The organism is Streptomyces sp. NPDC102514 (assembly GCF_055584525.1).
Map to the genome: position 1 here is coordinate 192,313 of NZ_JBVJLW010000016.1, position 21,857 is coordinate 214,169.

The following is a 21,857-nucleotide window of genomic DNA, read 5'->3' on the forward strand; positions in this document are numbered from 1 at the left end:
CGCGCAGACCCCCCACTTTCCCGGCCGCCGACCAGGCGCCGCCGCGCTGCCGAAGGGACCTCATCACCATGCGGAGATTCCGCCCCCTGCTCGCCCTCACCGCCGCCGGAGCGGCACTGACCACCGCCCTGGCCGTTCCCTCGCACGCCGCGGAGGTGCCGACGGCGGGCGTGTTCTACGTACAGAGCGCGGTCACCGGCCTCAACGCCGCCGACAGCGGGGGAGCGGTCCTCCAGCGCAACCCCAAGGGCAACGAGGACCGCCAGCAGTGGACGCTCCGGGCCACCGGCACCTCGTACGTCCTGGAGAGCACCGACACGGCGGGCAGCTGCCTGGGCCGGTCCGGTGGCCAGGCGAGAACCGTGGCCTGTGCGAGTGCCGACGCCTCGTGGGAGATCACGCCGACAGGCACCGACCGCTACCGGCTCAAGGTGCCCGGCGCCGACCAGTACCTGACCGTCGGTGCCAAGGCCTCCGGCGCCAACTACCCCGCGCAGCTCGTCGTCGGCGCGGCGGGCGACCCGGCCGCCTGGTACCTGACCCCCGTGACGTCCCCGACCTCCCCGATGCCCGCCGCGGGCCAGCGCACCCTGGACCAGGTCACGTTCCTCACCTCCCACAACGCCTACGCGAACGGCGTCGACGGCGGTTTCGCCCCGCCCTTCGTCAACCTCGTCCCGAACCAGAGCCGGGGCATCAACCAGCAACTCACCGACGGCGTACGCGGGTTCATGCTGGACATCCACCAGACCCCGGACGGCGCGATCCTCTGCCACAACAGCTGCACCCTCGTCAGCCGGCCGGTGGCCCTGAACGTGGACCTCCAGCGCATGGTCGACTTCCTGCGGCAGAACCCGACTGACATCGTCACGGTGTTCCTGGAGGACTACGTCGACCCGGGGGTCCTGCGCAGTGAACTGGCCAAGGTGAACGGCCTGTCCGACGTCCTCTACCGCCCGGACCAGACCGGTGTACGCGCGAACGGCTGGCCGAAGGTGGCGGATCTGGTCGCCGCCAACGACCGGCTGCTCCTCTTCACCGACCACAGCCGCTCCGCCGACGAGTCCGCCGGTCTCACCCGGGACAGCTTCGGCGTCATGTACCAGCGCGAGTGGACCGTGGAGAACTACTGGTCCATGGGTTCGGGCCTCGGCAGCTCCGACTGGTCCTGCTACAGCCGCTGGTACGACGCCAACACCAATGTCCCCCTCACGGCGACGGCTTCGCCCTTCCGCCCGCTCTTCGTGATGAACCACTTCCGGGACGCGGCGATCGCCTCGACCGCGACCACCGACAACACCAAACTCACCGACCGGGCGCAGCGGTTCTGCCAGCCCGCCGCCCGCAAGAAGCCCAACTTCCTCGCGGTGGACCGGTACGACCTCGGCTCACCGGCCTCGGCGGTGGCGACGCTGAACACGTACACGTACTGAACATGTGCACGTACTGACACGCACGTAACTGCACGTACTGACACGCACGTAACAACGTGCGCCGCTGCCCCCGGCGGGACCGGGGGCAGCGGCGCACGGACTGCTCGGCGAGGCGTGGCGTGGCGCGCGCTCAGCCCAGCTGCGCGTGCAGGAACTCGACCGTGCTCCGCCAGGCCTGCGCGGACGACTCGGGGTCGTGTACCTCCGGGCGGCCGTCGTTGAAGAAGGCGTGGTCGGCCGGGTAGACGCGCAGGTCCGGGGTGATGCCGGACTGCTCCCGGATCGTCTCGGCGAGCGTGGTGAGGGAGTCCACGGGGATGGCGGAGTCATGCTCGCCGTAGTGGCCCAGGATCTGGGCCTTCAGGCCGGAGAAGTCCGGGGCCTCGCCCTGGATGACGCCGTAGAACGGGACGGCGGCGCGGACCCGGGGGTCGGTGGCCGCCTGGTAGAGGACGAAACCGCCGCCCATGCAGAAGCCGACCGAGCCGACGGTGTCGGACGTGACCTCCGGCATGGCCAGCAGATGGTCGACCGCGCCGGACAGCAGCTCGACACCGCGCGGTACGGGCAGCTCCTGCATCATGCGGTACGCCTCGGAGCTCTCGTGGGCGACATTGCCGCCGTAGAGGTCCGGGGCCAGCGCCACGAAGCCCTCCTTCGCCAGCCGCTCGGTGACGTCGGCGATGTGGTCGGTCAGCCCCCACCACTCCTGGATGACGATGACACCGGGCCCTCGTCCGGCCGGTGGCAGTGCCAGGTAACCGTGCGCGGTGGTGCCGCCGCTCGGGAAGGTGACGTTCTGGTGGGCGGGTGCCCCGGTCGACCTGGGCGTCTCGGACATGGTGTGTCACTCCTGTCTCTTGATCCTCCCTCCAGCATGCAGGAGGCGGGTGCCGTGCGGGCAGGCGACCCCCCGGCGATGGCGTATCCTCGCGTGTTACGTATAACCCCTGCTGTTCCTCCCTCTGTCCCGTCCCCCTGCTCGTCCCTGCCGGCGGCCCCTTGGTGCCGCGGAACCCCGGAGAGGCCCCGATGCGACGCGTTGCCCTGGTCACCCTTGTCGTCGACGACTACGACGACGCGATCCGCTTCTACACCGAGGCGCTCGGATTCCGGCTCGCCGAGGACACCCCGCGACCCGACGGGTCCCGCTGGGCCGTCGTGGAGCCGGACACCGCCGGACCCGGCACCGGACTCCTGCTGGCCCGCGCCAAGGACGAGGAGCAGCGCGAGCGGATCGGCGACCAGACCGGCGGCCGGGTCGGTTTCTTCCTGCACACCGACGACTTCGCCCGCGACCACGCCCGGATGACCGCCGCCGGCGTGACCTTCCTGGAGGAGCCGCGGCACGAGACGTACGGCTCGGTCGCCGTCTTCCAGGACCTGTACGGGAACCGGTGGGACCTGCTCCAGCCGGCCGCCCCTGACGGGCCTGACAAGTAACCCGGCCCGGCCCCCTTCCGCCCACACACAACCCGCCGAGGAACACCGCATGACCGCGCCCCGCACCGACTCCAGCACCGCTCTCCGTCTCGACGCCGACACCGTCCGCCGGCTCCCCAAAGCCGTCCTGCACGACCACCTCGACGGCGGTCTGCGCCCCGCGACGCTCGTCGAACTCGCCGCCGCGGTCGGCCACACCCTCCCCACCACCGACCCGGACGCGCTCGCCGCCTGGTACTACGAGGCGGCCAACTCCGGCGACCTCGTCCGCTACATCGCCACCTTCGAGCACACCCTGGCCGTCATGCAGACCCGTGAGGGCCTGCTGCGCACCGCCGAGGAGTACGTGCTCGACCTCGCCGCGGACGGTGTCGTCTACGGCGAGGTCCGCTACGCCCCCGAGCTGATGCTGAACGGCGGGCTCACCCTGCCCGAGGTCGTCGAGACCGTGCAGGAGGGCCTGGCCGCCGGTATGGCGAAGGCGGCTGCCGCCGGTACGCCCGTCCGGGTCGGCACGCTGCTGTGCGGGATGCGGATGTTCGACCGCAGCCGCGAGATCGCTGACCTGGCCGTGGCGTTCCGGGACGCGGGTGTCGTCGGCTTCGACATCGCGGGCGCCGAGGACGGCTTCCCGCCCGCCGACCACCTCGACGCGTTCGCGCACCTGCGCGCCGAGAACGTCCCGTTCACCATCCACGCCGGTGAGGCCCACGGCCTGCCCAGCATCCACCAGGCACTCCAGGTCTGCGGCGCCCAGCGCATCGGCCACGGCGTCCGGATCACCGACGACATCGTGGACGGCAAGCTCGGCCGCGTCGCCGAGTGGATACGCGACCGCCGCATCGCCCTGGAGATGTGCCCCACCTCCAACCTCCAGACCGGCGCGGCCACCTCGATCGCGGACCACCCGATCACCCGACTGCGCGACCTGGGCTTCCGCGTCACCCTCAACACCGACAACCGGCTGGTCTCCGGCACGACCATGACCCGCGAGATGTCCCTGCTCGTCGAAGAGGCGGGCTGGACCCTCGACGACCTCCGTACGGTCACGGTCAACGCCCTCAAGAGCGCGTTCATCCCGTTCGACGAGCGCAACGCGCTGATCCGGGACGTGGTCCTGCCGGGCTACGACCTCGCGTCGCGCTGACAGGTCCCGCGCTGACACGTCCTGGCTGACACGTGTCGAATGAGTCGTGGCCGATATGTTTCGCCGACTCCGGGAGCGGTGGTTCGCCGCGGGGTGAACCACCGCTCTCCCGGCGGCGGGACGATCACCGCACTCCGGCATAGCGGTGCAAAACCCCCGGATCATGGGAGAGATTCCGCCGTAAATCATGATCGGGAGGCATGCGAGGCACTGGAAGGTCATGCGTTCAACTTCGGCCAGGACTGGACTGTTTGAGCCATCGAAAGATCATTAACCTGTTCCTCGACGGCACGCATCCAACACGAGGAGTTCCGTGTCCACTGCCCAGCAGGCGCCCGACATCCTCTCTCCCGAGTTCGCCGCGGATCCCTACCCCGCGTACGCGGCGATGCGAGAGAAAAATCCCCTGATCTGGCACGAGGCCACCCAGAGTTACATCATTTCCCGCTACGACGACGTCGAACGGGTCTTCAAGGACAAGAAGTCCGAGTTCACGACCGGCAACTACGACTGGCAGCTGGAGCCGGTCCACGGCAAGACGATCCTCCAGCTCAGCGGCCGTGAGCACGCGGTGCGGCGCGCACTCGTCGCCCCCGCGTTCCGCGGCAGCGACCTCCAGGAGAAGTTCCTGCCGGTCATCGAGCGCAACTCGCTCGCACTCATAGACGCGTTCCGCGAGACCGGCTCGGCCGACATCGTCACCGACTACGCGACCCGGTTCCCGGTCAACGTCATCGCGGACATGCTGGGCCTGGACAAGGCCGACCACGCCCGCTTCCACGGCTGGTACACCGCCGTCATCGCCTTCCTCGGCAACCTCTCCGGTGACGCCGAGGTGACCGCCGCCGGTGAGCGCACCCGCCGGGAGTTCGCCGAGTACATGATCCCGATCATCCGCGACCGGCGCGACAACCTGGGCGACGACCTGCTGTCGACGCTCTGTGCCGCCGAGGTCGACGGTGTCCGGATGAGCGACGAGGACATCAAGGCGTTCTGCAGCCTGCTGCTCGCCGCCGGCGGGGAGACCACGGACAAGGCGATCGCCAGCATTCTCGCCAACCTGCTGATGAATCCCGAGCAGTTGGCGGCGGTCTACGAGGACCGGAGCCTGATACCCGCGGCCTTCGCGGAGACGCTGCGCTACACCCCTCCGGTCCACATGATCATGCGGCAGTCGGCCACCGACGTCGAGGTGTCCGGCGGAACCATCCCGCAGGGGGCCACGGTGACGTGCCTCATCGGGGCCGCCAACCGTGACGAGCGCCGCTACGGCAACCCCGACCGGTTCGACATATTCCGGGACGACCTCACCACGACCTCGGCGTTCTCGGCCGCGGCCGACCACCTCGCGTTCGCGCTGGGCCGGCACTTCTGCGTCGGCGCGCTGCTCGCCAAGGCGGAGGTCGAGATCGGCATGAACCAACTGCTCGACGCGATGCCGGACCTGCGCCTCGCCGACGGCTTCGACCCGGTGGAACAGGGCGTCTTCACCAGGGGCCCCCAGTCACTACCGGTCCAGTTCACCCCGACCGACGCCTGAGCGCGGACCAGGGGTCTTCCGTGTACCCGGATTCCGGGTACGCGGAAGGCTGGGCGCCCCGAAGGCCAGCGCCCCGAAGGGGCGCGGGGAACTGCGCGCCCAGCCACGACGCACCCGCAGGTACACGACGCACCAGCAGGCACACAACGCACCCGCAGACGACCAGCCGAACCCAGCGGAGCGCTAGTGCACGGCCGGAGTGAACTGCACCGGCAGGGAGTTGAGGCCGCGCATCCAGATCGACGGCCGCCACGTCAGCTCCGAGGGATCGACCCCCAGCACCAGGTCGGGCAGCCGCTCCAGCAGCGTCTCCACCGCCGTACGGGCCATCACGTCCGCGAGGAGCGGCGCCGGATACGGGCAGCGGTGCTCGCCGTTGCTGAACGACAGGTGAGAGGAGTTCTCCGCGCCGACGTGCGACTCTGGCCAGATCTGCGGGTCCGTGTTGGCCGCCGCGAGGCCGAGGACGAGGCAGTCGCCCTCACGGATGAGCCGCCCGCCGAGCTGGGTGTCGCGTACGGCCCAGCGGCCGATGAAGTTCTGGGTCGGCGTGTCCAGCCACAGCACCTCGTTCAGCGCGTCGCCGACACTGACCCGCCCGCCGGAGACGTTGACCGCGAACCGCTCGTCGGTCAGCAGCAGACGCAGGGTGTTGCAGATCCAGTTGGCGGTCGGCTGCTGGGCCGCGGCGATGACGGAGATCAGGTCCTGCACGATCTCCTCGTCGCTGAGCCCCGCCGCGTCCTGCAGCATCCGGGAGGTGACATCGGGACCCGGCCGGTCCCGCTTCTCCTTCACCAGCTGCATGATGCGCTCCCCGACGCGCATGTACGCCGCCACCGGGTCGTCGCCCTCGCCGGCGTCGAGGGAGATCCGCAGATCGTCGACGAGCTGCTCGGTGTCCGCGCTGCCCTGCGGCATTCCGCACATCCACAGCACCGCACGGGCCGGCAGGGCGTGCGCGTACGTGCTCATCAGCTCGGTCTGCCCGCTGCCGCCGAACGCGGAGATCAGCTGCTCGGCGATCGACTGGCACTCGCGGGCCAGTTCGAACTGGTCGACGCCCTCCAGCGCCTGCGTGATGACACCGGCCCGGCGCTGGTGCTCCGGGCCCTCGGTGAACAGCACGGACGGCTGGTAGCCGACGAACGGCATCAGGGGCCAGTCCGCCGGAATGTTCGGCCACTGGTTCCAGCGCCGGGAGTCCCGCGCGAACAGCTCGTCATGGCTGGTCACATAGCTGACCTCGGGGTAGCCGAGGACGAGCCAGGCCGGGATGTCGCCGTCGAGGAAGACCGGAGCCACCGCTCCGTGGTCCCTGCGCATCGTGCGGTACAGCTGCGAGGGCGTCTGCTGGTACTCCAGACCGCCCAGCTGCACGGCGGAACCGTGTGCCGGGCAGCCCGGTGGAGGGGTCTTCGACGAAGTGGAGCCGGTGGTGTCGCTCACGACGTCCCTTCCTGGGACAGGGCCAGTGCGTAGAGATGGTCCACGAGAGTGATCAGGACTTCCTTGCCCGACGACCTGACACGCGCGTCGCAGTCGACCATGGGCACATGGTCGCCCAGCGCGAGTGCCTGCCGGATCTCGTCGAGCGAGAACCGCTGCTCGTCGTCGTCGAAGCGATTGACGGCCACCACGAACGGCGTCTTGTGGTGTTCGAGGCGGTCTATCGCGTACCAGGAGTCCTCCATGCGCCGGGTGTCGACGAGGACGATCGCGCCGAGCGTGCCGGAGAACAGCCGGTCCCACAGGAACCAGAAGCGCTCCTGGCCCGGTGCGCCGAACAGGTAGAGCACCATCCGCTGGTTGAGGCTGATGCGCCCGAAGTCGAAGGCGACGGTGGTCGTGGTCTTGCGCTCCACACCCGCCGTCTCGTCGACGCCCTGCCCCGCCTGCGTCATCACCTCTTCGGTGTTCAGCGGCCGGATCTCGCTGACCGAGCGGACCAGGGTGGTCTTGCCGGCGCCGAAACCGCCCACGACGACTATCTTCAGTCCGGTCTCGGCGGCATCGGCCAGCGGCGTGCGCTGGGCGGGCAGCTCAGAGGTTGCGGAGCCCATGGAGCACCTCCTGCAGCAGTGCGGTTTCGGGGAGGGCCGCGACGGAATCGGCCGCGCGGGGGTGACGGGCGCTCACCTTGCCCATGGCATGGAGGTCGCCGAGGAGGATGCGTACGACGGTGATGGGCAGCTTCAGCTCGGCCGAGACCTCGACCAGTGCCGTGGGGTGCCGGCACAGCTCAAGGATCCGGACGTGCTCGGACTGCATGCCGGCGGTCGGCTCGCACTCGCTGACGATCAGCGTGACCAGGTCGAAGGCGTCATCGGCTTCGCTGCGTCCGCCCGTGACCGTGTAGAGCCGGTCCGGGTCGCCGATGTCCACGGGTTTGCGGCTCACGCCGAGGCACCCCTGGTGGTGACGGGCGTACGGGGTTCGGCCCGCAGATGGTCGCCGATCTGCTCGACCAGCTCGGTCATCTGATGGCCGACGACGCCCGGGTCGGCGCTCTCCTCGGCGACGAGCGCGAGGTGCGCGCCCTGGCCGGCCTCGACGATGAACAGGAGGCCTCCGTGGAACTCGGTCATGGAGTGCCGGACGCCGCCGGTTCCGTCGCCGAACTCCACGGACGCGCCCTGGGCGAGAGCCTGGATGCCGGAGCAGATCGCCGACAGCTGGTCGGCCTGGTCGAGGGTCAGGTGTTCCGTCCAGCACAGTTTCAGACCGTCCCGGGACAGGACGAGTGCGTGGCGGGTGCCCGGCGTGCGCTCCAAGAGGTTCATCAAGAGCCAGGTGAGGCTGTTGTCAGTGGTCTCCATGATGGGCGGGTCGGGTGATGACCAGTCGGTGGTCACCCGGCCCGTTCCTCCAATCCAACGGGGTGCGGCGAATCAGTGCGGGTGGTCTTGCGGAGCTGTGCGAGGGACGGAGGGGATCTAGCCGTCCGTCCCGGGTCCGGTCTCGGGTCCGGCGTCCTCGGCGGGAGCGGCGGGGGAGCCGCCGGTGGCCCCTGCGGCGTGCCGGCCGCGGTGGAAGGCGCCGAACCGGCTTCCGGCGTCGCGCGCCGGACCGTTCACGTCGGGCTCCGCCCTGGACGGCTCGGGGACGTTCTTCGTCCGTCCTCGTTCCGCCTCGGCCATGGTGCGGCCGGGAGCCCGGACGGGCAGTCCGCCCGGAGTGGCCGCGCCGCGCCGGCGGGGGATGTCCACCGGGGGCGCCTCGTCCACGGGCGCGGTCGCCTGCGGAATGCGTATCGGAAACGATTCCTCGGGCTCGGGGGCCGGCGCCGGGTCCTGGGGTGCGGCCGGTGCGGCGGTCGGGAGATTGGCTCCGGGGAGCGGACGCTCGGGACCGACCGGCTCGCGCTGCTGCGCCACCAGCTGGGGCGGCAGCAGGACGACGACACCGGTGCCGCCGCGTGAGGAGGGGCGGTAGTTGACGCTGATGCCGTGCTTGGCGGCGAGCCGTCCCACCACGCTCAGGCCCAGCCGGGTGCCCTGGAGCGAGGCGAGGTCGGTGACCCGGCCCGACACCGACTCCTCGGCCCGGCGCATGGAGGCGTCGGACATCTTCAGTCCGCTGTCCTCGATGGTGATGACGAGACCTGCGCTGCGCTCCTCCACGTACACGTGGACCTCGTCGATCGGCGGCGAGAAGTTGGCGGCGTTGTCCATGAGTTCGGCCAGCAGGTGCATGACGCCCTCGGCGGCGAAGCCCGCGATGGAGGCCTTGCTGGAGTTGTGCAGCCGCACCCGCCGGTACGCGGCGATCCGGCCGACGGAGCCGCGCAGGATGCTCTCCATGACGATCGGCTTGTTCCACACGCGGCTGGAGCGACCGCCCATCAGCAGGGCGAGCCGGTCGGTCATGAGGCCCAGCTGGGAGGTGCTGTGGTCCAGCCGCAGCAGGTCGCCGAAGATCTCGCCGCCGTGGCGGTCCTGCATGTCCCGGAGGTCGGCGAGCATGCCGACGGTCTTGGCCTGGACCCGGCTGAGCGCCTTCGCGGAGGCGGCCTGGGCGGCGGCGGACCGCCGCTCGCTGTACGCCAGTTCACGGATGAACGATTCCGCGGGGGAGCGCAGCAGCGGGTTGGACGGCCAGTCGAGCTTGGCGAGCACGGTGTCGGCGGAACTGCCCTCGCGCAGCAACGACACCGCGGCGGGCAGGGTGTCGTTGGTCAGGCGCTCAAGTTCCTGCGTGCCGTTGGCCAGTTCGCGCCGCATCATGGCGAGGTCCGACTGGGAGTCGGTGGTGCGCCCTACGGACTGGGCGACCTCGGTGGTGAAGACGTGCAGCATCCGGCGCAGATACGGGTCGGAGGGGGTGGGCAGCCCGGCCAGGACCTTGTCGGCCCCGACACCGTTCTTCAGCTGCTCGGCCACCGCCGGCAGGGTCACGTTGACCAGCTGGTCCGTCTCGGCGCCGTGCTGGCTCCAGTTGTTCTTGGTCATCTCCAGTTCGCCGGTGCGCGACACCGTCTGGCGGTGGGCCCTGCGCAACCCGGCGGAGGCGAAGGCGACGAGGACCGCCATGCAGCCCCAGGCGGCGATCGCCGTACCCGCCACCCAGGGGCGGGCTCCCTCGGGGGCGAGGCCGACGGCCGCTCCGGCACCCGCCGCCGTGACGACCAGGACCGCGGGGAACACGACCGGAGTGGAACCCGTCTTCTGCGCAGATCGGCGCTGACGGGGGCGAGCAGGCACTGGCATTCCGCGGTCCCTCGGTCCGTGCGAGCAGGAGTACGTCCACAGGTGAAACGTCGCTGAGAGCCCGGAAGGCGGTGGGCCGCCCTCCGGATCAAGCGCGTCGCTCATGCTAGTCACCGGACCTGGCTGTCGGGCCCGGCAGGGCTCTCATCCCCCCATTGACTTCACATCGTCGGGAAATGGCTACCTCGTAACCACTGTGTGGTAGACGAACTGAGTTGCCGTCAACTGGGCGCCGAGATGCGGCAGTCGGCATTTTCATGCACTTTGCCGCCCGCGAGGCGTGTTCGAAACTTCGTCAGCTTCGATCAATGAGGTGCATTTTCAGCCAACTACCCGCTGATCCTGGCCGATGCGCCGACCGTCTCGACGGCCAGAACCTCCGTGTCGAGCAAGGACATGAACGCTCTCGCCGCCGGGCTGGTCGCCTCCGGCGGCGGCAGCATCGCGACCGTCTCGTACGGCGTCTCGGTGTCCGCCTTCAGCGGGAAGGCCGGGAGAGCCGGCCGCTTGTGGGCGAAGTGACGCGGTACGACGGCGATGCCGAGGCCCTCCTCGACGAGGTCGAGCAGGCTGTGCACGTCGTTCACCTCCAGGGTGACCGTGCGCTGCACCCGCGCCGCCGCGAAGGCCGCGTCGGTGGTGCGGCGCGGCCCCCAGTCGGGATGGAAGTCGACGAAGTCCTCGCCGCCCAGCTCGTACGGGGTGACCGGGCCGCCGCCCGCCAGCCGGTGCGAGGGATGGCAGACGACCGTCATCGGCTCGCGGGTCAGCGGCAGACTGCGCAGCTGCTCCGTGTCGGCGCGGGTCGTCACCGCGAACGCCAGGTCCAGCCGGCCCGCGGCGACGTCCTCCGCGAGCGCGCCGGAGCCGGCCTGCCGCAGCCGGATCTCCACGTCCGGATGGCGCCTGCGGAACTCGGCCAGCAGCGGAGCCACGTGCACGCCCGCGATGCACTGCTCGGTGCCCAGCGAGAGCGTGCCGCGCAGCACGCCCTGGACGGCGGCCACCGCGTCGTGCGCCGCGCGGACCTGCGCCAGGATGCGTTCCGCCTCGGTCAGCAGGGCCCGTCCGGCCTCGGTGAGGGTGACCCGGCGGGTGGTGCGGACGAACAGCGGCGCGCGCAGCTCGCGCTCCAGGGCCCTGATGGAGGCGGACAGGCCGGACTGCGACACCATGAGGCGTTCGGCCGCCCGGGTGAAGTGCTGGTCCTCGGCGACCGCGACGAAGTGCTGAAGGTGGCGCAATTCCATGATTGAGAAGCGTATCCGCTGAATCCCATCCGATTCTCCTGTTGGACCACTGTCGGTGGGGCAGGCGAGAGTGGACCGTGGTCCACTCCGTACCGACCCCTCTGGAGAACGCGTTGTACACCGCACACACCGACCGCTACGCGGACATGCCCTACCGGCGCACCGGACGCAGCGGCCTGAAGCTGCCCGCGCTCTCCCTGGGCCTGTGGCACAACTTCGGCCCCGACCGGCCGGTGGACACCCAGCGCGCGATCCTGCGGCGAGCGTTCGACCTGGGTGTCACCCACTTCGACCTGGCCAACAACTACGGACCCCCGCCCGGTGCCGCCGAGTCCGCCCTCGGTGAGGCGCTGAAGGCGGACTTCGGGCCGTACCGCGACGAGCTGGTCATCTCCTCCAAGGCCGGCTACCTGATGTGGCCGGGCCCGTACGGGGAGTGGGGCTCGCGCAAGTACCTGCTGTCCTCGCTCGACCAGAGCCTGAACCGCATGGGCCTCGACTACGTCGACATCTTCTACTCGCACCGCCCCGACCCGGAGACTCCCCTCGAGGAGACCATGGGCGCGCTGCACTCGGCCGTCCAGCAGGGCAAGGCGCTGTACGTCGGTGTCTCGAACTACTCGCCGGAGCAGACCCGCGACGCCACCCGCATCCTGGGCGAGCTGGGCACCCCGCTCCTCATCCACCAGCCGCGCTACTCGATCCTCGACCGGCGCCCCGAGGAGGAAGGGCTCCTGGACGCGCTCGACGAGCTGCGGATCGGGTCCATCGCCTACTCGCCGCTGGAGCAGGGCCTGCTCACGGGCCGCTACCTCGACGGGATCCCCGAGGGGTCGCGGGCCGCGAGCGACAGCCCCTTCCTGAGCGCGGACAAGCTGACCGAGGAACTGGTCGCCGATCTGCGCGCGCTGAACGACATCGCGAAGTCCCGCGGGCAGTCCCTCGCGCAGATGGCGCTCGCTTGGGTGCTGCGGGGTGGGCGGGTCACTTCCGCGCTGATCGGTGCGAGCAGTCCGCAGCAGCTGGAGGACAGCGTGGCCGCCACGGGGAATCTGGAGTTCTCGCAGGAGGAGCTGGACCGGATCGACGCGCTCGTCCAGCGGTAACGCTCCGCTGGGGGTGCGGGGATTGGCTGCGGGCCGGTGGGGGTCGGCCGCGCAGTTCCTCGCGCCCCTTGGGGGGGGCTGGTGTGGTGGGTTGGCTGCGGGCCGGTGGGGGCTGGGCGCGCCGTTCCTCGCGCCCCTTGGGGTGCGGGTGGTGCGCGGATCGCGTTATTCCGCCGCCGGGAGCCGGTCCAGGAAGCCGGATACCGTGCGGATTCGGGCGTCCTCGGTCAGGGTGATGACGTCGGAGCCGGCTACCGGGGACGAGCCGTCCGTGGGGTTCACCAGTTCCCAGGTGAAACGGGCGATGTCGTGGTGGCCGTCCACCGGACCGGCCGGGCGGAAGACGAAACCGGGGAACCGCTCGTGGGCTGCCGCGATCACCGTCGCGATCGCGTCGTGCCCGCGCACATCGGCGAGCGGGTCGGTGTACCCGCCGTCCGCGGTCCAGGCGGCGGCCACCGCCTTCGCCAGGGCCTCGGCCCCGTCCGCGTTCCACGCCTCGAAGTAACGGGTGACGGCGGTCTCGTAACGGTTCTCGTTCGCGGACACGTTCACGGACATGAGGAATCAGCCTCCATCGAGGTCTTCGGGATGCGGTACCGCAACCATGCCGGGCGCCCCCGGGACCGTCGATTACCCCGCGGGTAAGGGGCCTCCGAGTACGGATTCCGTACGGACGGAGACGGTCCGAGCCGTTTCGGCCAAACAAAGCTGTGAATATGCCAAGAGACCGGCTGGAAAGGCGTGGTGACACTGTGTCAGGAGTGGCGATACTCAAAGGCTAGGGCAATTCACCCTTCCACTCCTCGGAACAGCGCCACGGTGCACGCCGGAACGAGCCGCGCGAAAGACCGGAAAGAGAGGCCGACAGGCGGCGAGCCACTGCGATGGGGAGTGATCGTGCACGATGAATTCCTGTGCCACGTCACCGCGTACGGAGTCTGTGGCGGAATGTGGGTCGGCGTACCGCTCGGCACCTACCGGGCGCCCACTCTGGCCCTGGCCATGTGGTGGTTACGGGACCGGGCGTCCTGGATCGCCGAGCGCCTGGACCCCGACCCCGACGCCCCCTACTTCCCGCCGAACTCGATGGCGCCCGTCGCGGGCACGACCCCCGATGTGCCCGGCCTGCTCCGCCGATGGTGCGGCGACGACGCCCAACAGGAGCTGACCGCCGAGGAGTTGGCCGCCGGACATCTGGTGCGCATCGCCACCAGCGACGAGACGACCGAGTACGAACTGCTCGCGGAGTCCGTCGACGCCCTGCGGATGCAGCGGACCCTCCCCTTCCTGTCGGCCCCGGCCGCCTGAGCCGCCCCTCCCTCGATGGCCGGGCTCGGCGCCCGCAGCAGGCGCACATGTGGACGAATAGCTAGAATTCAGGCATGGAAGAGCGGTCCGCGGTGCCCGAACTCGTCCTCGAAACGGAGACGGGCTCCACGGTGATGACCCCGGACCACGCGTACCACGTCGGCCGGGACCCGCTGTGCGACATCGTCATCGAGGACGCCCGGGTCTCCTGGCATCACGCGGTCCTGCGGCCGGGCACCGACCACTGGACGCTGGAGGACGAGAACAGCACGAACGGCACGTACGCCGACGGCCGCCGCGTCCACGAGTGGGAGGTCGGCCCCGGCAGCGTCCTGCGCTTCGGCGCCCCCGCCGACGGCCCGTGCGCCGTGCTCGCCGACCGGGCCCCGCCCGCCCCCGAACGGCCCTCGGCTGTCTCCCTGCCCGCCGCGACCGGCACCTTCCGGCAACCCACCAGCGTGCGCCCGCTGCCCTCCCGCACCGTCCGGATCGGCCGGGCCGACGACAACGACCTCGTCGTCGACGACCTCGGCGTCTCCCGCCGTCACGCGGAGCTGCGCGCGCTGCCGGACGGCACGTACGAGATCGTCGACCTGGGCAGCCACAACGGCACGTTCCTCAACGGGCAGCCCGTCACCCGCGCCCGTATCGACGTGGGCGACATCGTCGGCATCGGCCACTCGGCGTTCTGCCTGGTCGGCGACCAGCTCCAGGAGTACGTCGACACCGGCGAGGTCTCCCTCGACGTGCAGGACCTCGTCGTCGCCGTCGACCGGGGCCGCAAGACGCTCCTCGACGGGGTCTCCTTCCCCGTCGGCGAGAAATGCCTGCTGGCCGTCGTCGGACCCAGCGGCGCCGGCAAGTCCACGCTCCTCAACGCCCTGACCGGACAGCGCCCCGCCGACCGGGGCACGGTCCTGTACGACGGCCGCGACCTCTACCGGGACTACGCCGAGCTGCGCCGGCGCATCGGCCTCGTACCGCAGGAGGACATCCTGCACGCCCAGCTGACCGTGCGGCGCGCCCTCACCTACGCCGCCGAGCTGCGCTTCCCCCAGGACACCGCGAAGGCCGAGCGCGAGGCCCGCGTCGACGAGGTCATCCACGAACTCGGCCTCGGACAACGTGCCGGGCAGGCCATCCACAGCCTCTCCGGCGGCCAGCGCAAACGCGTCAGCGTGGCCCTCGAACTGCTCACCAAGCCCTCCCTGCTCTTCCTCGACGAGCCGACCTCGGGGCTCGACCCCGGCATGGACCGCTCCGTGATGCACATGCTGCGCGGGCTGGCCGACGACGGGCGGACCGTCGTGGTCGTCACCCACAGCGTCCTCAGCCTCGACGTCTGCGACCGGCTGCTCGTCCTCGCGCCCGGCGGCAAGGTCGCCTACTACGGCCCGCCCGACGAGACCCTCGCCTTCTTCGGATACGAGCAGTGGCCGGAGGCGTTCGAGGCGTTCGAACGCGACCGGGAGAGGGACTGGGCCGGGGACTATCGCGCGTCGCCCCAGTACCGCCGATACATCGTCGACTCCACCGCCCAGCCCCGCCTGCCGCAGGCCGCACCCGCCCCCGGCGGGGTCGTGCGGCCGCCCAAGGCGCAGAGCTGGGGCTCACAGCTGGGCACCCTCGTGCGCCGGTACGCCGCCGCGCTCGGCGCCGACCGTACGTTCCTCGCCATCATGATCGCCCTGCCCTTCGTGATGGGGGCGATGGCCCGGGCCCTGGCGGGCAGCAGGCTCACGCAGGAGACCGCGATGAACGCGCTGCTCATCCTCTGCGTCGGCGGAGTCCTGACGGGCGCGGCCAACGCCGTGCGCGAACTAGTCAAGGAACGGGTGATCTACCAGCGGGAACGGGCCGTCGGCCTGTCCAGATCGGCGTACCTGATGTCCAAGGTCGTCGTCCTCGGCACGGTCACCGTGCTCCAGGCCGTCGTCCTGACGCTCGTGGCGCTGCTCGGCGTCGACCTGAACGCGCCCGGCGGCGAAGGCGTCCTCCTGCCACCCCTCGTCGAGATCACCGTCGCCGTCGCCCTGCTCGCCTTCACCGCGATGATGCTCGGACTTCTCGTCTCCGCGCTGGTACGCAAGGAGGAGGTCACGATGCCGCTGCTCGTGCTCCTCGCCATCGTGCAGGTCGTGTTCTGCGGCGCGCTGCTCAGACTCGACGGCGTCCCCGGCATCGAACAGCTCTCGTGGCTGGTGCCCTCGCGCTGGGCGCTCGGCGCCATGGCCGGCACGGTCGGACTGGCCCGGCTCGTCCCCGGCGACCTGACCGCCGACCCGCTGTTCCGGCACTCGGCCGGTGTGTGGCTGCTCAACATGGGCATGCTCGTCGTCCTCTCGGCCGTCTTCGGCTACCTCGTGGCCCGGCTGCTCAGACGGCACGAACCCGCGGTCATGCGGAAGTAGGAAGGGGGAGCCGGACGCGATGACGACGACAACTCCCGGATTCCGCCCCACCCACGTGGTTCCGCGCGACGGCCTGCCCGCCTGGGACGCCCCCGATCCGGCCCGGCCCACCGTGCCCCTCGACGCCCTCCTGCCCGTCCGGCTCGTCGAGCGGCGCGGCGACTGGGGGCACGTCCTGTGCGCCAACGGCTGGTCCGCGTGGGTCGACGGCCGGCTGCTGGTCGCCGTCCCGCAGGACCCGCCCGCCGCCGGACAGCCGCTCGCCCGCACCGCCGATCCGCGCCCGCTGCTGGCCCGCGCCGAGGAGACACTGCGCCGCTACCGGCAGCACGTCGAGGAACTGGCGGCCGGACGCCTCGACCGGGAGGCGTTCCACGACCTGACGACGGGGATGCGGGTCGGGATCGTCGTGGAGGGGGAGGCCGTCTGGCTGTACGAGGCCGAACACGAGCGGTGGGTGTACTGCGACGGCACCCGCACGAGCACATACGCGACGAACCAGTCACCGTCCACGACGCCGGACGCCCCGGACCCCCCACCCACCGAACTCCCACCCGAGCCACCCACCGGCCCCGCCCCCGTCCCGGCTGGGACCGACCCCGAGCCGCCTGTCGCGGGTGGCCATGCGCCGACGCAGGTGGTGCGGGGAGCTGGACCGGAGCCCTCACCGTTCGCGGAGGCGGAGCCCACACTCGGCGTGCTCAGTGCCGTGTCGGAGTCGGCTCAAGCCGTTCCGGCGAGCGGACCCGAGTCGCCTCCGGCCGGGCTGGAGGCCGGGCCGGAGCCTACGCAAGCTGTGTGGAGCACCGAGTCCGAGCCGGTGCGGCCCGTGCGGGGAGTCCGCCCCGATCCGACTCGGGTCGTGCGGGAGGCCGAGCCCGAGCCGACTCAGGTCGTGCCGAGTGGCGAGTCGGAATCCGGCCGGGGTGTGGGAGACGAGGGTCCCGAAGGCGTTCGGCATGCTCCGACCCGGTTTGTCGCCGGGGACGGGGGCGGGGACCGTGTCGGGCGTGGTGACCCGTGATGGCGTACGGCACCGGTCCGCATGCCGGGCGGTCCTCCGGGCTGGTCGGGAAGCAGATCGCGGGCTACCGGATCGAGCGCGAGGTCGGCCGGGGCGGCATGGCTGTCGTCTACCGGGCCAAGGACCTGCGTCTGGACCGCACGGTCGCCCTGAAACTGCTCGCCCCCGAACTCGCCCGCAACGACACGTTCCGCAAACGCTTCACCTACGAGTCACGGGTGGCCGCCGCGATCGACCACCCCCACATCGTGCCGGTCTTCGAGGCGGGAGAGACGGACGGCGTCCTCTACATCGCCATGCGGTACGTGGCGGGCCGCGACCTGCGTCATCTCCTCGACAAGGAGGGGCCGTTGGCCATCACGACAGCCACCCGCATCGCCGTACAGGTGGCGTCCGCGCTCGACGCCGCCCACGACCACGGGCTGGTCCACCGGGACGTGAAACCCGGCAACATCCTGGTCGCGGCGGGTACGGACAGCGACCACCCCGAGCACGTCTACCTCACCGACTTCGGGCTGACGAAGAAGTCGTTGTCCCTGACCGGGTTCACGACCGTCGGCCAGTTCGTCGGCACGCTCGACTACGTGGCGCCCGAGCAGATCTCCGGGCGCCCGGTCGACGGCCGCTGCGACGTCTACAGCCTCGCGTGCGTCGTGTACGAGACCCTGGCGGGCGGGCCGCCGTTCCGGCGCGACGACGACATGGCGCTGTTGTGGGCGCACCAGTACGACGTGCCGCCGGCGGTGTCCGGGAAGCGGCCCGACCTCGCCGGTGGCGTCGACGGCGTCCTGGCGAAGGCTCTCGCGAAGAGTCCCGATGACCGGTACGGGTCGTGTCTCGCGTTCGTGGCGGCGTTGCGGGCGGCCGTCGTGGGGGAGCCCGAGCGGGGTTGGGCCCCGCCCTTGCCTCCGGCGTGGGCTCGGCCCGTGTTTCCCGGGGCCGGGGGCCCGTAGGCGTCGATTGCCGGGTGCGGGCCGGTGGGGGCTGGTCGCGCAGTTCCCCGCGCCCCTCAAGGGACGATGGTGGGCGCGAGATCTATTGCGCGGGGGCCTTGTTGAGCAGCAAGTGGGCGTGGGGGAACTGGCGTTCGTCCTCCCTGGGGGCCCTGACGAGGCGGGCCTTCTCCGTGAAGCCCGCCTCCGTCAGCAGGGCGGCCACGTGGTCGGGGGACCAGCGGTAGGCGAGCGCCACCTTGTGGTCGAAGGACTCCGCCAACTCCGAGGGGTCGTCGTGGGCCTGGAACGCGAGCAGCAGGTGACCGCCCGGAGCCAGTACGCGGTGGAACTCCGCGCACACCCCCGGCAGTTGCTCCGGCGGGGTGTGGATGATCGAGTAACGGGCCACCGCACCGGACAACTTGCCGTCCGCAAGATCCAGCGCGGTCATCGACCCCACCTCGAACCGCAGGTCCGGACGGGCCGCACGGGCGATCGCGATCATCTCCGGAGACAGGTCGATGCCGGACACGTCCAGGCCGAGCGAGTCCAGCAGGGAGGTCACATGCCCCGGACCGCAGCCGAGGTCGGCCACCGGACCACCGCCGTCCGCGTGCACGTAGGCGGCGAACGCCCCGAGCATCGCCCGGTCCAGCGGGAAGTCCTCCAGACCGTTGGCGAACAGCTCGGCGTAACGGGCGGCCCAGGTGTCGTAGGCCGTTCGGGTGGGGTCAAGGAAGTCCGGCTCGATCATGGATGCGTACTGTAGTACGGCCCGCGGCCGTCAGTCCTTCGGATTCTCCAACTCGCCGTGATGACGGGTACGGGAGGCGAGCAGCGCGCCCAGGAAGCCGGTGACCAGTCCCCAGAGCAGGGCGAGACCGAGCGCGCCCCACAGCCGCGGACGCAGGAAGAGTTCGCCGGACAGGCCGCCGCCGAGGTCTCCGATGCCGAACAGCGACAGCCCGTAGTGCGCGTCGATCCGGCCGAGCAGGCAGACGGCGAGCACGGTGAGCGCGAGTGCGACGGCCATGTGCAGGCCGTGCCGCCAGGCCCGCATCCGGGCCGGTGAGCGCGAGGCCATCAGGAAGGCGACGGCGAGCAGCAGCACCGCGTCGACGACCACCAGCCACCACACCCTGCCGTCCTGCTCCGAGAGCGTGCTCAGATTCAGCGTCGAGAGGTCCGGTGTACGCAGCACCCGGTCCAGTACCTGCGGCATCGGCAGCCCGAACGGCCCCTCGACCCGCCCGTCCCAGGTCGCCCCCAGCCCGATCGTGAAGACGGGCCAGACCAGGTTCGGCAGCCCCAGGAGCACCACGGCGAGCGTCTGGGCGGCATGCCCCCTTGTCACCGCCACCACCAGCGCGATGACCACGCCCAGGACCACGTACGCGAGCAGCAGCACGACCATGGCGTACGCGGCCGGTCGTACCGACTCCTGGAAGCGCAGCAGCCGGGGAGGGAGCGGCGCCCTGGGCGAGACGAGCAGCGCGAGGACGAGGACGCCGGCCAGCCACAGGAGGCCGAAGGGCAGGGTCACCGGCACGTCGGTCTCGAACCCGACCCGCGGCGACGGGGCGCCGAACAGATCGCCCAGTTCGGAGAGTCTGCCTTCCCCGAGGGAGACCGCGAAGGTCCGGCGGGCCGACAGTGCGAGCGCGGTCAGGGCGAGCAGCCACAGGACGGCGATACGGCCGGCCCAGCCCGCCAGTTCGGGCAGGCCCGCGACGGCCCGGTGGCGCAGCGGCCGCAGGAAACCGGCGGCGACGATCAGGGCTCCGGTCAGCGTGACCGAGAGCGGGAGCACGGTCAGGCCCGCCCGGGTCTCGGCGATCGCTCCGGCGTTCCCGGCGATCTTCACCGAACCGCCGACCGCGGTCACCATCGTGGCGGCGACGACCCGCGGGAACGCGCCGTCGGGCAGGTCGGCGGCCCCAGCCGCCCACAGTCCGAGTGCGGCGACCACGAGCATGGCGATCAGCCCGGCGAGGACCGTCGCCAGGGCCTGGGCCCAGCCGTGCCGGGACACTGCCTGGTCAGGGGCTGTAGAGAGGCTCACGCTGTCACGCTAGGCAGGCCTGCGGCGGCGCGCCTGCCGGGAGGGCCGACCGCGTCGGCTTGCGGGCGATACGGGACCGGAGCACACAATGGGTTCGTTGCAGAATCAAACGTGACAGAGCGTCGCAAAGTGCCTAAATCATCGCGGTGCCGCAGTGTCGCTACGCCGGGAAGAGGAGCTCGTGAGCGTCGAACCGCCGTCCTCAGGCCGCCCCACAGGACCGCCCTCCGGCCCCCTGTCGGGGCCGACCCGGCCGAACCCCGTACCCCCACCGGACGGACGCGGCCCCACGGGCTCGTCGATCGGCGGACCGGGCGAGGGGGCCGGAGCCGGTGCGGGAGCCGGAGGAGGGGGCGGGTCGGGCGGCGGGCCCTCCGGACCGTCCGGCCCGGGCGCGGGCCGGGGCCCCGAACGGCCCTGGTGGAAGTCGGTGCCGCGGGTCGCCCTCATCGCCGCCGCGGCCGTCGTCGCCGTGGTCCTGGCCGTGGTCCTCACCCGGCCCGACGGCACGACCGCCGCCAAGACCTCGGACGGGGAGGTCTTCCTCCAGGCGGCGGGCAAGGCGGGGCCCGATCCGTTCACCGGGTCGACGGCACGGGACGGCTCCGCCGCACCCGTGACGCCCTCACCCACGGACACCTCCGGGTCGGCCAACGTGACGCGGGGCGTGGACGGTTCGGCCCCCGGCCTCTACGGCGGATCCCGTGACGTGGCCAGCTGCGACGTCGAGAAGCAGATCTCCGCGCTGGACCGGGCCCCCGACAAGAAGCAGGCGTTCGCCTCGGTGCTGGACCTCAAGACCTCCGCGGTGCCCTCTTATCTGCGCTCGCTCACCCCCGTACAGCTGCGGATGGACACCCGCGTCACCAACCACGGCTACCGCGACGGCAGGGCCACGAGCTATCAGGCGGTCCTGCAGGCCGGCACCGCGGTCCTCGTCGACGACCGCGGTGTTCCCCGGGTGCGCTGCGCCTGCGGCAACCCGCTGCTGCCGCCGGTCGCGCTGAAGACCACACCCAGGACGACCGGTGACTCCTGGCCGTCGTACCGGCCCTCGAACGTCGTGGTCGTCTCGCCCGCGACCCAGGTCGTCAACATCTTCGTGCTCTTCGACGCGGACAGCGGCGACTGGTTCACCCGGCACAAGGGCGACACCGGCGGCAAGGACCGCAGGACCGATCCCCCGGCGAACCAGCCGTCCCCGTCGACGAGTTCACCGTCGTCGTCCTCCTCGGACTCCCCGTCTCCCTGCGTGTCCGTCGGGGACGGCGCGACCGTGCCACCGGGCGGGTCGGCGAGCCCCTGCCCCTCGACCTCCCCGGCCACGCCGTCGTCGCCCTCCGAGGAGTCCGGGTCGCCGTCGTCCGAAGCGCCGGCGCCGGAGTCCTCCGAGCCGGCGCCCGACGACGCGTCCGGTACGACGACGGAGTCGGCCGCGAGTCACAGCGTCCCGGAGTCGGCCGCGACCTCTCCGGGACTGTGAGGG

Annotated in this window: 20 protein-coding genes; 10 read left to right on the forward strand and 10 right to left on the reverse strand. The window is 71.1% G+C overall.

Annotation, left to right across the window (positions count from 1 at the left end; genetic code table 11):
* The first annotated feature begins 68 nt into the window (after positions 1-68).
* On the forward strand, positions 69-1,433 hold the full coding sequence (locus ACZ60E_RS34530) for an RICIN domain-containing protein (RefSeq protein WP_469445619.1): 1,365 nt from the start codon (positions 69-71) through the stop codon (positions 1,431-1,433).
* Between the two features lie 130 nt (positions 1,434-1,563).
* Here ACZ60E_RS34530 and ACZ60E_RS34535 read toward each other — a convergent pair whose 3' ends face one another.
* Positions 1,564-2,274, reverse strand: a complete 711-nt coding sequence (locus ACZ60E_RS34535; RefSeq protein WP_469445620.1) for a dienelactone hydrolase family protein — start codon at positions 2,272-2,274, stop codon at positions 1,564-1,566.
* A 191-nt stretch (positions 2,275-2,465) separates the two neighbouring features.
* Between ACZ60E_RS34535 and ACZ60E_RS34540 the strand changes: the two genes are divergently transcribed.
* From ACZ60E_RS34540 to ACZ60E_RS34550, 3 genes are all read left to right on the forward strand, one after another.
* Positions 2,466-2,876 carry a VOC family protein gene (locus ACZ60E_RS34540; protein WP_469445622.1) on the forward strand — a complete coding sequence of 137 codons (411 nt, stop codon included), beginning with the start codon at positions 2,466-2,468 and terminating at the stop codon, positions 2,874-2,876.
* Between the two features lie 49 nt (positions 2,877-2,925).
* Positions 2,926-4,023, forward strand: coding sequence for an adenosine deaminase (locus tag ACZ60E_RS34545; RefSeq protein WP_469445623.1), 1,098 nt, complete (start codon positions 2,926-2,928; stop codon positions 4,021-4,023).
* Between the two features lie 313 nt (positions 4,024-4,336).
* Positions 4,337-5,563 (forward strand): cytochrome P450, encoded by a 1,227-nt coding sequence (locus tag ACZ60E_RS34550; RefSeq protein ID WP_384813953.1) that lies wholly within the window; start codon positions 4,337-4,339, stop codon positions 5,561-5,563.
* A 183-nt stretch (positions 5,564-5,746) separates the two neighbouring features.
* On the opposite strand, the gene ACZ60E_RS34555 is transcribed toward ACZ60E_RS34550, so the two are convergent.
* The 6 genes from ACZ60E_RS34555 to ACZ60E_RS34580 all read right to left on the reverse strand — a co-directional run bounded on the left by ACZ60E_RS34555 (position 5,747) and on the right by ACZ60E_RS34580 (position 11,522).
* On the reverse strand, positions 5,747-7,012 hold the full coding sequence (locus ACZ60E_RS34555) for a cytochrome P450 (protein WP_384813955.1): 1,266 nt from the start codon (positions 7,010-7,012) through the stop codon (positions 5,747-5,749).
* Positions 7,009-7,626, reverse strand: coding sequence for a GTP-binding protein (locus tag ACZ60E_RS34560; protein ID WP_107019020.1), 618 nt, complete (start codon positions 7,624-7,626; stop codon positions 7,009-7,011). Before ACZ60E_RS34560 ends, ACZ60E_RS34555 begins: the two co-directional genes overlap by 4 nt.
* A complete protein-coding gene (locus ACZ60E_RS34565) occupies positions 7,607-7,963 on the reverse strand; it encodes a DUF742 domain-containing protein (protein WP_469445626.1) in 357 nt (118 codons plus the stop codon). The genes ACZ60E_RS34560 and ACZ60E_RS34565 overlap by 20 nt, the downstream gene beginning before the upstream one ends.
* On the reverse strand, positions 7,960-8,382 hold the full coding sequence (locus ACZ60E_RS34570) for a roadblock/LC7 domain-containing protein (RefSeq protein ID WP_107019232.1): 423 nt from the start codon (positions 8,380-8,382) through the stop codon (positions 7,960-7,962). The genes ACZ60E_RS34565 and ACZ60E_RS34570 overlap by 4 nt, the downstream gene beginning before the upstream one ends.
* 117 nt (positions 8,383-8,499) lie before the next feature.
* Complete coding sequence (locus ACZ60E_RS34575) at positions 8,500-10,272, reverse strand: ATP-binding protein (RefSeq protein ID WP_469445627.1); 1,773 nt, start codon at positions 10,270-10,272, stop codon at positions 8,500-8,502.
* A gap of 329 nt (positions 10,273-10,601) precedes the next feature.
* Complete coding sequence (locus ACZ60E_RS34580; protein ID WP_385837285.1) at positions 10,602-11,522, reverse strand: LysR family transcriptional regulator; 921 nt, start codon at positions 11,520-11,522, stop codon at positions 10,602-10,604.
* A gap of 113 nt (positions 11,523-11,635) precedes the next feature.
* Here ACZ60E_RS34580 and mgrA point away from each other — a divergent pair, with 113 nt between their 5' ends.
* A complete protein-coding gene (mgrA, locus tag ACZ60E_RS34585; protein WP_469445785.1) occupies positions 11,636-12,628 on the forward strand; it encodes an L-glyceraldehyde 3-phosphate reductase in 993 nt (330 codons plus the stop codon).
* A gap of 165 nt (positions 12,629-12,793) precedes the next feature.
* Here the strand turns inward: mgrA and ACZ60E_RS34590 are convergent, their stop codons facing one another.
* Entirely contained in the window at positions 12,794-13,177 is a 384-nt protein-coding gene (locus ACZ60E_RS34590; protein ID WP_469445787.1) for a nuclear transport factor 2 family protein, read from the reverse strand.
* Positions 13,178-13,528: 351 nt separating this feature from the next.
* Here ACZ60E_RS34590 and ACZ60E_RS34595 point away from each other — a divergent pair, with 351 nt between their 5' ends.
* The 4 genes from ACZ60E_RS34595 (at position 13,529) to ACZ60E_RS34610 (ending at position 18,327) form a co-directional block, all read left to right on the forward strand.
* Positions 13,529-13,939: a hypothetical protein gene (locus ACZ60E_RS34595; protein ID WP_384813964.1), complete on the forward strand. Its 411-nt coding sequence runs from the start codon at positions 13,529-13,531 to the stop codon at positions 13,937-13,939.
* 74 nt (positions 13,940-14,013) lie between these two features.
* The gene (locus ACZ60E_RS34600; RefSeq protein WP_469445630.1) at positions 14,014-16,350 is read left to right on the forward strand and encodes an FHA domain-containing protein; all 2,337 of its coding nucleotides are present in this window, start codon (positions 14,014-14,016) and stop codon (positions 16,348-16,350) included.
* A 19-nt stretch (positions 16,351-16,369) separates the two neighbouring features.
* Positions 16,370-17,374, forward strand: a complete 1,005-nt coding sequence (locus ACZ60E_RS34605) for a hypothetical protein (protein WP_469445632.1) — start codon at positions 16,370-16,372, stop codon at positions 17,372-17,374.
* Positions 17,374-18,327 carry a serine/threonine-protein kinase gene (locus tag ACZ60E_RS34610; protein ID WP_469445634.1) on the forward strand — a complete coding sequence of 318 codons (954 nt, stop codon included), beginning with the start codon at positions 17,374-17,376 and terminating at the stop codon, positions 18,325-18,327. Before ACZ60E_RS34605 ends, ACZ60E_RS34610 begins: the two co-directional genes overlap by 1 nt.
* An 82-nt stretch (positions 18,328-18,409) precedes the next feature.
* Here ACZ60E_RS34610 and ACZ60E_RS34615 read toward each other — a convergent pair whose 3' ends face one another.
* Complete coding sequence (locus ACZ60E_RS34615) at positions 18,410-19,063, reverse strand: class I SAM-dependent DNA methyltransferase (protein ID WP_469445636.1); 654 nt, start codon at positions 19,061-19,063, stop codon at positions 18,410-18,412.
* Between the two features lie 30 nt (positions 19,064-19,093).
* Positions 19,094-20,371, reverse strand: coding sequence for a streptophobe family protein (locus ACZ60E_RS34620; RefSeq protein WP_469445638.1), 1,278 nt, complete (start codon positions 20,369-20,371; stop codon positions 19,094-19,096).
* A 181-nt stretch (positions 20,372-20,552) separates the two neighbouring features.
* Between ACZ60E_RS34620 and ACZ60E_RS34625 the strand changes: the two genes are divergently transcribed.
* A complete protein-coding gene (locus ACZ60E_RS34625) occupies positions 20,553-21,854 on the forward strand; it encodes a DUF6777 domain-containing protein (protein ID WP_469445640.1) in 1,302 nt (433 codons plus the stop codon).
* Positions 21,855-21,857: the final 3 nt, after the last annotated feature.

Excerpts from the sequence above, each read along its gene's own strand:
- ACZ60E_RS34610 (WP_469445634.1), top strand. The coding sequence starts at position 17,374 with ATGGCGTACGGCACCGGTCCGCATGCCGGGCGGTCCTCCGGGCTGGTC.
- ACZ60E_RS34570 (WP_107019232.1), bottom strand. The coding sequence starts at position 8,382 with ATGGAGACCACTGACAACAGCCTCACCTGGCTCTTGATGAACCTCTTG.
- ACZ60E_RS34560 (WP_107019020.1), bottom strand. The coding sequence starts at position 7,626 with ATGGGCTCCGCAACCTCTGAGCTGCCCGCCCAGCGCACGCCGCTGGCC.
- ACZ60E_RS34600 (WP_469445630.1), top strand. The coding sequence starts at position 14,014 with ATGGAAGAGCGGTCCGCGGTGCCCGAACTCGTCCTCGAAACGGAGACG.
- ACZ60E_RS34545 (WP_469445623.1), top strand. The coding sequence starts at position 2,926 with ATGACCGCGCCCCGCACCGACTCCAGCACCGCTCTCCGTCTCGACGCC.
- ACZ60E_RS34535 (WP_469445620.1), bottom strand. The coding sequence starts at position 2,274 with ATGTCCGAGACGCCCAGGTCGACCGGGGCACCCGCCCACCAGAACGTC.
- ACZ60E_RS34575 (WP_469445627.1), bottom strand. The coding sequence starts at position 10,272 with ATGCCAGTGCCTGCTCGCCCCCGTCAGCGCCGATCTGCGCAGAAGACG.
- ACZ60E_RS34530 (WP_469445619.1), top strand. The coding sequence starts at position 69 with ATGCGGAGATTCCGCCCCCTGCTCGCCCTCACCGCCGCCGGAGCGGCA.
- ACZ60E_RS34605 (WP_469445632.1), top strand. The coding sequence starts at position 16,370 with ATGACGACGACAACTCCCGGATTCCGCCCCACCCACGTGGTTCCGCGC.
- ACZ60E_RS34540 (WP_469445622.1), top strand. The coding sequence starts at position 2,466 with ATGCGACGCGTTGCCCTGGTCACCCTTGTCGTCGACGACTACGACGAC.
- ACZ60E_RS34580 (WP_385837285.1), bottom strand. The coding sequence starts at position 11,522 with ATGGAATTGCGCCACCTTCAGCACTTCGTCGCGGTCGCCGAGGACCAG.
- ACZ60E_RS34615 (WP_469445636.1), bottom strand. The coding sequence starts at position 19,063 with ATGATCGAGCCGGACTTCCTTGACCCCACCCGAACGGCCTACGACACC.